Annotated in this window: 13 protein-coding genes; 8 read left to right on the forward strand and 5 right to left on the reverse strand. The window is 71.7% G+C overall.

Annotated elements, in window-relative coordinates:
• Window positions 1–39: 39 nt before the first annotated feature.
• The 4 genes from FBY23_RS20865 to FBY23_RS20880 are packed head-to-tail and all read right to left on the reverse strand — an operon-like array spanning window position 40 to window position 3810.
• A complete protein-coding gene (locus tag FBY23_RS20865; protein ID WP_141799894.1) occupies window positions 40–1128 on the reverse strand; it encodes a PP2C family protein-serine/threonine phosphatase in 1089 nt (362 codons plus the stop codon).
• Complete coding sequence (locus FBY23_RS20870; protein WP_141799895.1) at window positions 1083–1919, reverse strand: Fpg/Nei family DNA glycosylase; 837 nt, start codon at window positions 1917–1919, stop codon at window positions 1083–1085. The genes FBY23_RS20865 and FBY23_RS20870 overlap by 46 nt, the downstream gene beginning before the upstream one ends.
• Window positions 1919–2422, reverse strand: a complete 504-nt coding sequence (locus tag FBY23_RS20875; protein WP_141799896.1) for a ribose-5-phosphate isomerase — start codon at window positions 2420–2422, stop codon at window positions 1919–1921. Before FBY23_RS20875 ends, FBY23_RS20870 begins: the two co-directional genes overlap by 1 nt.
• A gap of 20 nt (window positions 2423–2442) precedes the next feature.
• Window positions 2443–3810: an NAD(P)H-quinone dehydrogenase gene (locus tag FBY23_RS20880; RefSeq protein ID WP_141799897.1), complete on the reverse strand. Its 1368-nt coding sequence runs from the start codon at window positions 3808–3810 to the stop codon at window positions 2443–2445.
• A gap of 44 nt (window positions 3811–3854) precedes the next feature.
• Between FBY23_RS20880 and FBY23_RS20885 the strand changes: the two genes are divergently transcribed.
• From FBY23_RS20885 to FBY23_RS20895, 3 genes are read left to right on the forward strand one after another with little or no spacing between them, the layout of a single operon-like run.
• Complete coding sequence (locus FBY23_RS20885) at window positions 3855–4736, forward strand: ABC transporter substrate-binding protein (RefSeq protein ID WP_141799898.1); 882 nt, start codon at window positions 3855–3857, stop codon at window positions 4734–4736.
• Window positions 4733–5593, forward strand: a complete 861-nt coding sequence (locus FBY23_RS20890) for an amino acid ABC transporter permease (protein ID WP_141799899.1) — start codon at window positions 4733–4735, stop codon at window positions 5591–5593. The genes FBY23_RS20885 and FBY23_RS20890 overlap by 4 nt, the downstream gene beginning before the upstream one ends.
• Window positions 5593–6351 carry an amino acid ABC transporter ATP-binding protein gene (locus tag FBY23_RS20895; RefSeq protein WP_174245234.1) on the forward strand — a complete coding sequence of 253 codons (759 nt, stop codon included), beginning with the start codon at window positions 5593–5595 and terminating at the stop codon, window positions 6349–6351. Before FBY23_RS20890 ends, FBY23_RS20895 begins: the two co-directional genes overlap by 1 nt.
• A 65-nt stretch (window positions 6352–6416) precedes the next feature.
• Here the strand turns inward: FBY23_RS20895 and lpdA are convergent, their stop codons facing one another.
• Complete coding sequence (gene lpdA, locus FBY23_RS20900; protein ID WP_141799900.1) at window positions 6417–7817, reverse strand: dihydrolipoyl dehydrogenase; 1401 nt, start codon at window positions 7815–7817, stop codon at window positions 6417–6419.
• 117 nt (window positions 7818–7934) lie between these two features.
• Here lpdA and FBY23_RS20905 point away from each other — a divergent pair, with 117 nt between their 5' ends.
• The 5 genes from FBY23_RS20905 to FBY23_RS20925 are packed head-to-tail and all read left to right on the forward strand — an operon-like array spanning window position 7935 to window position 12897.
• Complete coding sequence (locus tag FBY23_RS20905) at window positions 7935–9113, forward strand: S8 family peptidase (RefSeq protein ID WP_141799901.1); 1179 nt, start codon at window positions 7935–7937, stop codon at window positions 9111–9113.
• 36 nt (window positions 9114–9149) lie between these two features.
• On the forward strand, window positions 9150–9602 hold the full coding sequence (locus FBY23_RS20910; RefSeq protein ID WP_141799902.1) for a gamma-glutamylcyclotransferase: 453 nt from the start codon (window positions 9150–9152) through the stop codon (window positions 9600–9602).
• Window positions 9599–10612, forward strand: coding sequence for a hypothetical protein (locus FBY23_RS26060; RefSeq protein ID WP_160158318.1), 1014 nt, complete (start codon window positions 9599–9601; stop codon window positions 10610–10612). Before FBY23_RS20910 ends, FBY23_RS26060 begins: the two co-directional genes overlap by 4 nt.
• 19 nt (window positions 10613–10631) lie before the next feature.
• Window positions 10632–12059, forward strand: coding sequence for a YncE family protein (locus tag FBY23_RS20920; protein ID WP_260806114.1), 1428 nt, complete (start codon window positions 10632–10634; stop codon window positions 12057–12059).
• 16 nt (window positions 12060–12075) lie between these two features.
• Window positions 12076–12897 (forward strand): purine-nucleoside phosphorylase, encoded by an 822-nt coding sequence (locus FBY23_RS20925; RefSeq protein ID WP_141799903.1) that lies wholly within the window; start codon window positions 12076–12078, stop codon window positions 12895–12897.
• Window positions 12898–12906 lie beyond the last annotated feature (9 nt).

Here is a 12906-nt window from a genome sequence, read left to right on the forward strand (position 1 = left end):
ACGCGCAATCGTGCCACACGGCAGGGTGACGACCCCAACTCAGGGGCGCCGGTGGACCACCAGCAGCGCCCGGTCGTCGTCCGGTGAGCCGACCGCGGCGACCAGGCGACGGGCCAGCCCCTCCCACGACCCGCGCAGCAGCGACTCGGCCTCTCCCATCATGTGGTCGATGCCGAGGTCGATGTCGCGGCGCGGCTCCTCGACCATGCCGTCGGTGTAGAGCAGCAGGCTGTCGCCCGGCGCGAGCCGGCCACGGTGGCAGCTGAAGTCGGCGTCGTCGACGATGCCGAGGACCGGCCCCTCGGGCCGGAGCAGCTTCCAGCGGCCCGAGCCGGCCTCGCGCTGCACGGCCGGCGGGTGCCCGGCCGAGCGCAGCTCGAAGTCTCCGGTGCGCAGGTCGACCGAGACGTGGACGGCGGTCGCGAAGCCCTCCTCCCAGGCGCGCTGGAGGAGGTAGTCGTTGGCGGCCGGGAAGAACCGGTCGGGCGGCAGCGCGGCCACCAGCCCGCCCATCGCACCGGACAGCTGGAGCGCCCGGGTGCCGGCCGCCTCGCCCTTGCCGGACACGTCGACCACGACCAGCTCCATCCGCCGGCCGCGGTCGCTCGCGGTGGCGACGACGAAGTCGCCGGCGAACGGCGAGCCGCCGGCCGACGACAGCGCCGACTGGACCAGCCACTCCCGGGGGAGCTGCGGGATCTCGCCCTGGGCCAGGATCCGGTCGCGCAGGTCGACCAACATCGACTGCCCCCGCATGGGGCCGACGCCGACGTGGTCGCGCCGCAGGGACAGCACGATCACGAGGACCGAGACCCCGTACATCACGACCAGCGCGACGACGATGCGCACCGGGTAGGTGTCCTGCAGCACGGCCGCAGAGCTGAGGGCCACCATGATGAACGCCGCGAACCAGCGCAGCACCCGGTTGCTGAGGAACAGGATGCCGAGCACCAGCGGCAGGAAGACCAGGTTGATGGGGACGTCGTCCGGGTTCCACCCGATGCCGACGACGACCGCCGAGGTGAGCAGCGCCAGGACGCAGGCCAGCCCGACGTCGGAGCCCGCCCAGCGCCGGCCGCGGATCATCGACCCGCCCTGGACCGGAACACCGGCTGGCAGCGCGGGCACCAGAACAGGTTGCGGCCGCCCAGGACCTCGGTGCGGACCTTGCCCTGGCACACGTGGCAGGACTGGCCGGTGCGGCGGTAGACGTAGACCTCGCCGCCGTGGTCGTCGACCCGCGGCGGGCGACCCATCGCCTCCGGGGTGTGCTCGGGACGGACGGTGTCGATCCGCCCGGTGAGCACTCCCTCCCCCATCAGCACCACCAGATCGTCCCAGATCGCCCCCCATTGCGTACGACGAAGCGTGCGACCGGGCCGCAACGGGTGGATGCGGTGCCGGAAGAGCACCTCGGCGCGGTAGACGTTCCCGACGCCGGCCAGCACGGTCTGGTCCATCAGCAGGGTGCCGATCGGTGCGCTGCTCCGAGAGATCCGGGCCCAGGCCCGCTCGGGGTCGGCGTCGTCGCGCAGCGGGTCCGGGCCGGCCTTCGCGACCACCGCCGCGCGCTCGGCAGCCGTGACGAGCGCGCAGGTCGTCGCGCCCCGCAGGTCGGCGTATGCACCGGGGCGGGTCAGCCGCAGGCGGACCTGCCCGACGGGCGCCGGGATCTCGTCGACGCCGGCGTGCACGTCGAAGGTGCCGTAGAGCCCGAGGTGGACGTGGACGAACCGCTCACCCTCGAACTGGATGAACAGCTGCTTGCCCCAGGCGTCGGCGTCGACGAGCAGGGCGCCGTCGAGCTGCGCGGCGGACTCGGCGAAGCGGCCCTGAGGGCTCCCGACCTGGACGCGGCTCCCCCCGAAGACCGCGGTCAGCTCGCCGGCGAGGCGATGGAGGGTATGACCCTCGGGCATCAGTCCTGGTGCCCGAGAGCCGACTCGGGCAGCGGCGGGAGATCCCCGGTGGTCTCGTACGACGACAGCTGGCCGATGCGGCGCACGTGGCGCTCGTCGCCGGGGAACGGGGTGGTCAGGAAGACCTCGACGAGACGGGTCATCTCGTCGAGGGTGTGCATCCGGCCGCCGACGGCGACCACCCAGGCGTCGTTGTGCTCGCGCGCCAGGGTGGCGGTCTCCTCCGACCAGGCGAGGGCCGCCCGGATGCCCTTCACCTTGTTGGCGGCGATCTGCTCGCCGTTGCCGGAGCCGCCGATGACCACGCCGAGGCTGTCGAGGCCCTGCTCGCGGTCGGCGCGCACGCCCTCGGCAGCGCGCAGGCAGAAGACCGGGTAGTCGTCGAGCGCGTCGTAGACGAACGGGCCGTGGTCGACCGGCTCGTAGCCGTGCTCGGTCAGCCAGCCGGTGAGGTGGGACTTGAGCTCGAGGCCGGCGTGGTCGCAGCCGAGGTGAACGCGCATGGCAGCGATTGTCTCAGGTCTCAGACCTGGTGCAGGCGGCGGGCGGCCTCGGCGATCGAGCCGCTGATCGACGGGTAGACGGTGAACGTCTGGGCGAGCTGGTCGGCGGTGAGCCGCTCGGTCACGGCGAGCGCGACGGGGTGGATCAGCTCGGAGGCGCGGGGCCCGACGACGACACCGCCGAGCAGGCTGCGCGAGCCGGGGGCGACGAACAGCTTCACGAAGCCGTCGACGATGCCCTGCATCTTGGCGCGCGGGTTCGTGGCGAGCGGCTGCATGACCACCTCGGCGAGCACCTCGCCCGCGTCGACCTGCTTCTGGGTGACGCCGACGGTGGCGATCTCCGGGGACGTGAAGACGTTGGACGCGACCACGCCGAGGTCGAGCGGCTGGACCGCGTCGCCGAGCACGTGGGCCATCGCGATCCGGCCCTGCATGGCGGCGACCGAGGCCAGCATGAACACCCCGGTGCAGTCGCCGGCGGCGTACACCCCGGGCGCGGAGGTCCGCGAGACCCGGTCGACCTTGACGAACCCGCCGTCGTCGAGCGTGACGCCGGCCGACTCCAGGCCGATCCCCTCGGTGTTGGGGACCGAGCCGAGGGCGAGGATGCAGTGCGATCCGGTCACCTCGCGACCGTCCTGCAGGGTCACGGTCACCGCGTCGCCGGAGCGGGTCACCGACTGCATCCGGGACCGCCCGAGAACGGTCATGCCGCGCCGGGTCAGCACGTCCTCGAGCACCTGCGCGGCGTCCTGGTCCTCGCCGGGCAGCACGCGGTCACGCGAGGACACGAGGGTGACCGGGATGCCGAGCGACTGGTAGGCGCTGGCGAACTCCGCACCGGTCACACCGGAGCCGACCACGATCACGTGCTCGGGCATCTCGGCGAGGTCGTAGACCTGCTCCCACGTCAGGATCCGCTCGCCGTCGGGCTGCGCGGTCTCCAGCACCCGCGGCGTGGCGCCGGTCGCGACGAGCACCGCGTCGGCGTCGTACGTCGCCTCGGTGCCGTCGGCGAGCGTCGCCACCACCCGCGACGGGCCGTCGAGGCGGCCCCGGCCGTGGACGACGGTGACGCCCTCACGGGCCAGCCGGCTCTCGATGTCGGCGGACTGCGCGAGCGCGAGCGCCTTGACCCGGTCGTTGACCCGGGCCAGGTCGACCCGCGGCGCGGCGACGTCGATGCCGAGCTCGCCGGCTTCGAGGAAGTCGGTCATCACCTCGGCGGTCGCGATCAGGGTCTTGCTCGGCACGCAGTCGGTCAGCACCGCCGACCCGCCGACCCCGTCGGAGTCCACGACGACGACCTCCGCCCCGAGCTGGGCGGCCACCAGGGCCGACTCGTAGCCACCGGGTCCCCCACCGACGATCACGACGCGCGTCATGGCCGCCATTCTTGCAGCGCAGGGCTCGCCCTACGATTCCTGCCATGCGTCCTGCCCTGCGCCTGTCCCGCGCCGCCACCCCCGTCGCCGCCGTCCTGCTCGCCACCGCGGTCGCCGCGTGCGCCCCGGCGGAGGACGAGCCCGAGCAGAGCGGCAAGAGCGCCTCGGCCGACGAGTGTGCCGTCGCCGACCTCCCGCTGGTGAAGAAGGGCGTGCTGACGATCGGCACCGACTCGCCGGCCTACGAGCCCTGGTTCGTCGACGACGACCCGGCCAACGGCAAGGGCTTCGAGTCCGCCGTGGCCTACGCGCTGGCCGACGAGCTCGGCTTCTCGAAGGACCAGGTCAGCTGGGTGACCGTGCCGTTCAACAACTCGTACAAGCCCGGCAAGAAGGACTTCGACTTCGACATCAACCAGATCTCGGTCAACCCCGAGCGTGAGAAGGCGGTCGACTTCTCCGACGGCTACTACTCCGCCGCGCAGGCCGTGATCGTGCTCAAGGACAGCCCCGCCGCCGAGGCGACCTCGCTGGCCGACCTCGCGAAGTTCAAGATCGGCGCCCAGACCGGCACCACGTCGCTGACCGCCGTGCGCGACGTGATCAAGCCCGAGCAGGAGCCGCTGGTCTTCCAGAACACCAACAACGCCAAGCAGGCGATGCTCAACGGCCAGGTCGACGCGATCATCGCGGACCTGCCGACCGCGTTCTACATCAGCGCGGCGGAGATCGAGAACAGCGTGCTGCTGGGCCAGTTCCAGTACGACGGCGGCGAGCCCGAGGAGTTCGGCCTGCTCTTCGAGCAGGGCAACGAGCTGCTCCCCTGCGTCAACGGCGCCATCGCGTCGCTGAAGGAGAACGGCACCCTGGCCGACCTGCAGCAGAAGTGGCTGTCCGACGTGGTCAGCGTGCCCGAGCTGCAGTGAGCGGGTCGACCGCGGACTGGCAGCCGAGCGAGCGCGAGCTCGCCCGGCGTCGTACCCGTTCCCGTCAGCGGCGCCACGGCGTCGTGGTCGCCAGCATCGCGACGGTCGTGGTGATCGGCGCGCTCGGTGCGGCGCTGATGCTGTCGCCGGGGTGGCCGCGGGTGCGCGCGACCTTCCTCGACCTGCACCACGCCAAGGAGTCGCTGCCGTCGATCCTCGACGGGTTCTGGCTCAACGTGCGGATGTTCCTCATCGCCGAGCCGATCATCCTGGTCCTGGGCCTGGCGCTGGCCCTGGCCCGACAGGCGACGTCGGCGTGGCTGGTGCCACTGCGCGGCCTCGCGGTGCTCTACACCGACGTGGTGCGCGGCGTCCCGACGCTGCTGCTCGTCTTCCTCTTCGTCTTCGGCATGCCCGCGCTCGGACTCGCCGGCATCCCCAACAGCATCTTCTTCTGGGCCACGGTCGCGCTGGTCGTGTCCTACTCGGCCTACGTCGCCGAGGTGTTCCGCTCCGGCATCGAGTCGGTGCACCCCTCGCAGCTCGCCAGCGCCGAGGCGCTGGCCCTGTCCCGGGCCCAGACGATGCGGCACGTGGTCGTCCCACAGGCCGTGCGCCGCGTCGTACCCCCGCTGCTCAACGACTTCGTCTCCCTGCAGAAGGACACCGCGCTGGTCGCCTCGGTCGGCCTGTTCGACGCCCTGTTCGCCGCCGCGGACTACGGGAACTTCAACTTCAACTTCACGCCGTACGTCGTCGCGGCCCTCTTCTTCATCGCGATGACCGTGCCCCTGGCCCGACTGTGCGACGTGCTCGCGCGACGACTGGCCCGGCGCGAGCGGGCAGGAGCACTCTGATGACGGCACTGCTGCAGGTCCGCGATGTCCGCAAGACCTACCCGCGCCACGACGAGCCGGGCCGGCGGGTGGTCCTCGACGACCTGTCCCTCACCGTCTCCCCTGGCGACGTGGTCTGCCTGATCGGGTCGTCCGGCTCGGGCAAGTCGACCCTGCTGCGCTGCCTCGACCTGCTCGAGCCGATCGACGACGGCGTGATCGAGTTCCAGGGCCGTGAGATCTCCGACCCGCTGGTCGACCCGCGGGTCGTGCGGCGCGACATCGGCATGGTCTTCCAGGCCTACAACCTGTTCCCGCACCTCAGCGTCCTCGACAACTGCACCCTGGCACCGCGCCGCGTGCACGGCATCCCCGCCGCGGCCGCGAAGGACAAGGCCCGCGAGCTGCTGCACCGCTTCGGACTCAGCGAGCACGTCGACAAGCACCCCGACCGCCTCTCTGGCGGCCAGCAGCAGCGGGTCGCCCTGGTCCGCGCGCTGTGCACGGACCCGGCCCTGCTGCTGCTCGACGAGATCACCGCCGCGCTCGACCCGGAGCTGGTGGGCGAGGTGCTCGACATCGTCCGCAGCCTCGCCGAAGCGGGTACGACGATGGTGCTGGCCACCCACGAGATGAGCTTCGCCCGCGAGGTCGCCTCGCACGTCTGCTTCCTCGACGGCGGCCGGATCGTCGAGGAGGGTCCGCCTGCGCAGGTGCTGGGGGCTCCCGAGCAGGCACGGACCCGGGAGTTCCTGCGCCGGGTGCTGCCCCAGGCCTGATCGGGTCCGGCAACGACACGGCCCCCGCCCCGCAACAGCGGGACAGGGGCCGAGGCGATGCCGGATCAGAGATGGATCATGTGGCCGGCGATCCCGTGGATCGCCTCCTTGACCGCCTCGGACAGCGTCGGGTGGGCGAACACGTTGCGGCCCACCTCGTCGGCGGTCAGGTCCCACTTCTGCGCGAGGGTCAGCGCGGGGAGCAGCTCGGTGACGTCCGGGCCGATCATGTGGGCGCCGAGGATCTCGTTGAACTCCGCGTCGGCGACGATCTTGACGAACCCGACCGCCTCGCCGAGGCCCTGAGCCTTGCCGTTGGCCGAGAACGGGAACGAGGCCGTCTTGACGTCGTACCCCTTCTCCTTCGCCTGCGCCTCGGAGTAGCCGAAGGAGCCGATCTGCGGCTGGCAGTAGGTCGCGCGCGGGATGAAGTCGTACTCGACCGGCATGGTCTCGGCGCCCGCCAGGTGCTCGGCGGCGACGGTGCCCATCGCGTCGGCGACGTGTGCCAGCATCATCTTGGCCGTGACGTCGCCGATCGCGTAGACACCCTCGACGCTGGTGCGGCAGAACTCGTCGACCTGGATCGCGCCACGGTCGGTGAGAGCGACTCCGGTGGCGTCGAGGCCGTAGCCCTCGAGGCGGGGGGCGAAGCCGAAGGCCGCGAGGAACTTGTCGGCCTCGAGCACCTGCTCGTCGCCCCCGGCGGCCGGGGCGATACGGACCTTGACACCGGAACCGGTGTCCTCGACTCCCTTGACGGCGGTGGAGGTGAGCACCTTCACGCCGAGCTTCTTGTAGTGGCGCGCGAGCTCCTTGGAGACGTCGGCGTCCTCGGTCGGGACCATCCGGTCGAGGAACTCGACGATGGTGACGTCGACACCGAAGTTCTTCAGCACGTAGGCGAACTCGACGCCGATCGCACCGGAGCCGCCGATGATGATCGAGGAGGGCAGGTTCTCGTCGAGGATCTGCTCCTCGTACGACACGATGTTCTTGCCGTTGACCTCGACGCCGGGGACGGTGCGGACGGTCGCACCGGTGGCGATGATCAGGTTGTCGCAGGTGTAGTCGGCGGTGGAGCCGTCGTTGAGCGCGACGGAGACCGACTTCGGGCCGGTCAGGGTCCCCCAGCCGTCGATCTCGGTGATCTTGTTCTTCTTCATCAGGAAGTGGACGCCCTTGACGATGCCGGCGCTCACCTGGCGCGAGCGCGCGTGCGTCGGGCCGAAGGCCATGGTCGCGTCACCCTCGATGCCGAACTTGGCCTTCTCGTGGGTCAGCGTGTGGGCCAGCTCGGCGTTCTTGAGCAGCGCCTTGGAGGGGATGCAGCCGACGTTGAGACAGACGCCGCCCCAGTACTTCTTCTCGATCACGGCAACGGACTTGCCGAGCTGAGCGGCGCGGATCGCGGCGACGTAACCACCGGGGCCGGCACCGAGGACGAGGACATCGAAGTGGGTCACGGAGCCAGCGTAGTAGGGGCCCTCCTTGTGTCGGACATCACGCTCAGGGCAGAGTGCTCCTACTCATGAGTACGGCGGCATGGGGCCGCCGTACGCGAAGAGGAAGCTGCTCCCTCCATGTCTCGGATTCTCGGATTCATCGCGTCCTGCGCGCTCGCGCTCGCCGGCCTCGCCGCCGTACCGCTACCCCAGGCCCAGGCCACGTCGGCGGGCCTGCTCGACGTCATCGTCGTGCTCGAGCCGGGTGCCGATGCCGACGCCACCGCGAACGCGCTGGTCACCCGCAAGGGCGGCACCGTGACGCACGTCTACGAGCACGCGCTGAACGGCTTCGCCGCCACCCTGACCGACGCCCTCGTCTCGCTGCTGCGCGGCGACAACCGGGTGCTCTCGGTGGAGATGGACCGCACCGTGCGGGCCAGCGACACCCAGAGCCCGGCGCCCAGCTGGGGCCAGGACCGGGTCGACCAGCGCAACCTGCCGCTCGACAACGCCTACTCGTGGACCAGCAGCGGCTCCGGCGTCGACGCGTACGTCGTCGACACGGGCATCCAGCTCGACCACCCGGACCTCGGCGGCCGGGCCGTGTCCGGCACCGACACCGTCGACGGGGACGCCGACGCGAGCGACTGCAACGGCCACGGCACCCACGTCGCCGGCACCATCGGCGGCACCAGCAAGGGGCTCGCCAAGCAGGCCCGCCTGGTCGCCGTACGCGTGCTCGACTGCGGCGGATCCGGCGCGACCTCCGGTGTGATCGCCGGCCTCGACTGGGTCGTCGCCAACCACCAGCCCGGCCGCCCGGCCGTCGCCAACATGAGCCTGGGCGGTGGCGCGTCCACCGCGCTCGACTCCGCGGTCAAGCGGGTGGTCGCCGACGGCGTCACCATGGCCGTCGCGGCGGGCAACGAGAACGCCGACTCCTGCACCAAGTCGCCGGCCCGGGTCCCGGAGGCACTGACCGTCGCCGCCAGCGACCGCGCCGACGCCCGCGCCGGCTTCTCCAACCGCGGCACCTGCGTCGACCTGTTCGCGCCCGGCGTCGACATCACCTCGGACTGGCTCGCCGGCGGCACCAACACGATCAGCGGTACGTCGATGGCGACCCCGCACGTCAGCGGCGCTGCGGCGCTGTACCTGTCCGCGCACCCCACCGCCACGCCCGCCCAGGTCGCCACCGCGGTGCTCGGCGCGACCACCAAGAACAAGATCACCGGCACCCAGAAGTCCTGCGTGCTGCTGATCATCTGCTCGCCCGCCACCCCCAACAACCACCTGCTCTACACCGGCGCCTGACGAGTCGGCGGCGTACGACGGACTAGCCTGACTCCCGTGACGTCGTACGCCGCCTACGGCACCAACCTCGACCCCCAGCGGATGGGCGAGCGGTGCCCCCACTCGCCGCTGCAGACCACCGGCTGGCTCACCGGGTGGCGGCTGACCTTCGGCGGCGAGGAGCACGGCTGGGACGGCGCGCTGGCGACCATCGCGCCCGACCCGATGAGCGCGGTCTTCGTCGCGGTCTACGACGTCAGCCCGCTCGACGAGCCGAGCCTGGACCAGTGGGAGTCGGCCGACTCTGGGCTGTACCGCAAGACCAAGGTGCGGATCTCGACCATGGCCGGTGAGGTCGTGGCGTGGACCTACGTGCTCGACGCCTACGAGGGCGGGCTGCCCTCGGCGTCGTACCTCGGGGTGCTGGCGGACGCGGCCGAGGCCGCCGACGCACCGGCCGACTACGTCACCGGCCTGCGGGGCCGGGCCTGCCGCTCGACGGGGTTGTGAGGCGGCTCGCCACGCTCCTCGTGCTGGTCCTCGGCGGGACCGGGGTGGCGGGGTGCGACGACACCGGCCGCACCCGCACCGACGGGACCGACGGGACCGGCGGGACCGGCGGGACCGGGGAGCTGGCCGGGATGCCCGGGGTCCGCGACACGTGGTCGGGTCTACAGGAGGTCGAGGACGGCGTCCGCGGACTCGTGGTCGTCGCGGACCTCGAGCAGGACATCACCGCCGAGCAGCTGACCGACGTGCTGGTCGCCACCCAGGCACCGAACCCCGACCTGTACACCCTCTCGCTCGGCTGGGGCGAGCTGCCCACGAGCGTGCCGCTCGAGCTCGGGGACCGCGACGTGATCGACGGCGCCTACGGGCCGCTCGAGGCGACAGCCGGCGACCGCGCACCGCAGTTCCTGGCCGCGGCACGCACCTTCGAGGGCTCGGTCGGCCTGACCCCGCGCGGCACCGAGGTGGTGCTCGCGAGCATCTCCCCCGACGACGTCACGGCCGCGCTCGAGGCGACGCTGGCCGATCCGGTCCTGCGGGCCAGTCCCCACATGTCGATCCGCACCGGGGAACGGCAGGGGCCCGACTCGTCGGGCGTCGCGTGGTCGGCGCCGCTCACCGCCGACGGCGCCGGCCGCTGGCGGGCGCTGCGCGCCACGCTCGACCTCGCCCCGGCGGACGTCACCGCGAACACCTGGTTGCGGGAGGGCGACGACGACTCGCCGGTGTCGATCCGGGCCAGACTGGCGCTGCCCGGTGTCGACCGCGAGGGCATCGTCGTCCCCGCGACGTGGGGCGAGCGACTCTGGCCCCTGATCCACGCACAGCTGGACGTCGCCGGGACGCTGCCGCCGGGGTCAACGTACGAGCTGGAGCTCGACCTGAGCCTCGGGGGGCTGCCGAAGGACGAGACGATCGTGGCACTCACCGTCGGCAGGGGCGCCGGCGACCAGCCGAGCCCGTGGGACCCCGCCGCGGCGCGCTACCTGCGGAGCGTGACCTCTCCATAACCTGACCCGTTGTCAGGTTATGCGGACGTCCCGTGCTCTTCGTCGCCTGTCCCTCGCCGTCACCGCCGTCGGTGTCGCCACCCTCTCGCTGGCCTTCCCCGACGCCGCGCCGGCCGAGCCCGGGCGGTCGGCGGCGGTCGCCGCCCTCCCGGCCGCTCCGACCTCGCTCCCGCAGCGGGCGCCCGGCCTGCGCGACGTGATGTGGGTCGGCAACAACTGGGCCGGAACGGCGAGCGTCGTCGACGCGCACGACTTCACGGTGCTCAAGCGCGGCGTGGACCTGGTCCCCGACAAGGCGCAGGAGCTCGCCGACATCCGCACCAACCCGGTGGACCTGGCGTACTTCCTGCTCATCCGGTACGGCCCCGGCGAGGGCCACGACCAGTTCGTCGACGACATGTTCACCACGCTCGACGGGCGCTACCTCGCGGTGTCGCGGCCCAGCTTCGCCGACGTCGTGTGGATCGACATCGCCAAGGCCACCGCCGGCGAGCCGGACTCGATCGTGCGTGAGCAGTCGATGGACGGCAACCGCAGCGACCACATGGCGCTCTCGCGCGACGGCCGGCGGCTGCTGGTCTCGGACTCGACCAAGCGCCAGGTGATCGAGTACTCGATGGTCGACGAGACGCTCACCGACGGCACCGTCGTGAAGATGGGCGACCGGATGCGGACCTTCCCGTCCGGGGAGACCCCGCACGAGAGCAACTACACCCGGGACGGGCAGCGGATCTTCCACGCCTCGATCGGCCTGGTCTACACGCCCGGGGACATCCCGCTGCTCGACGCCCTCAAGGGCGACCGGTGGTTCCAGGTCGTGCGCAACTCCGACTTCTCGGTCCTCCAGCGCTGGGGCATCGGCCGCGAGCTCGCCGAGGCCGGGTACCCGAACATGAGCAGCGCCGTACGCCCGATGGCTGTCTCCCCCGACGAGCGCTACGTCTACTTCCAGGTGTCCTTCTTCCACGGCTTCGTCGAGTTCGACACCCAGGCGCCCGACCTCAACGGCAAGGTCGACTACACGCTCGGCGGCGTCCCCGAGCCACGAGCCGGCGCGGTCACCCGATTGATCCCGCTGCCCAACCGGGTGCCGAACATGCTGCGCGAGCAGTACGTCAACGACTCGGCCCACCACGGCCTGTCGATCAACGCGGACGGCGACACGCTCTGCGTCGCCGGCACCATGGACGACTACGCCGCGCTGGTCGACCGGACGTCGGGCAGATACACGATCTTCGACGAGACGACCACCGGCCACACCTACCTCAAGCCGTACTGGACCACCGAGGGCCTCGACGACACCTGCTGGATCTCGCTGTCGGGCAGCGACGCCGTCGCGGTCATCGACACGAACACCGGACAGGAGCTCGCCTACCGGGAGGTCGGCGACCACCCGCAGCGGGTGCGTCACGGGTACGTCCCGGAAGGCCTCGTCGCGACCTGGTGATGAGTAGGCTCGCGCCGTGACCGAGTCCACACCGTACGCCCTGGCCGAAGAGGCCGCCGCCCGTCTCGCCGAGCTCACGGGCGTGGCCCGTCACGACGTCGCGCTCGTGCTCGGCTCCGGCTGGCTGCCGGCCGCCGAGGCGCTCGACCCGACCGGAGAGAACACCACCGAGATCTCCGTGACGGACCTGCCGGGCTTCGGCGCCTCCGCGGTCGCCGGCCACTCGGGCAAGATCCGCTCGATCCGGCTCCCCGGCGCCGATGGCGACCGCCACCTGCTCGCCTTCCTCAGTCGCACCCACTACTACGAGGGCAAGGGCGTCGCCGCCGTCGTCCACGGCGTGCGTACGGCGGCCGCCGCCGGCTGCCGCGCGATCGTGCTCACCAACGGGTGCGGCGGGCTCAAGGAGACCTGGACGCCCGGCACCCCGGTGCTGATCAGCGACCACATCAACCTGACCGGGCAGTCGCCGATCGTCGGCGCCAACTTCGTCGACCTCACCGACCTCTACTCCACGCGGCTGCGCGAGCTGTGCCGCTCGGTCGAGCCGAGCCTCGACGAGGGCGTCTACGTCCAGTTCACCGGGCCCCACTACGAGACCCCGGCCGAGGTGCGGATGGCCGGGATCCTCGGCGGCCACCTGGTCGGCATGAGCACCACGCTCGAGGCGATCGCCGCCCGCGAGGCCGGCATGGAGATCCTCGGCATCAGCCTGGTCACCAACCTGGCCGCCGGACTCAGCGGCGAGCCGCTCGACCACGCCGAGGTGCTCGAGGCCGGCCGCAACGCGGCCACCCGGATGGGCGCGCTGCTCGGCGACATCGTCCCGCGCATCTGAGGTCCGCGG

It is taken from the genome of Nocardioides sp. SLBN-35 (assembly GCF_006715725.1).
In the GTDB taxonomy this organism is placed as follows: domain Bacteria; phylum Actinomycetota; class Actinomycetes; order Propionibacteriales; family Nocardioidaceae; genus Nocardioides.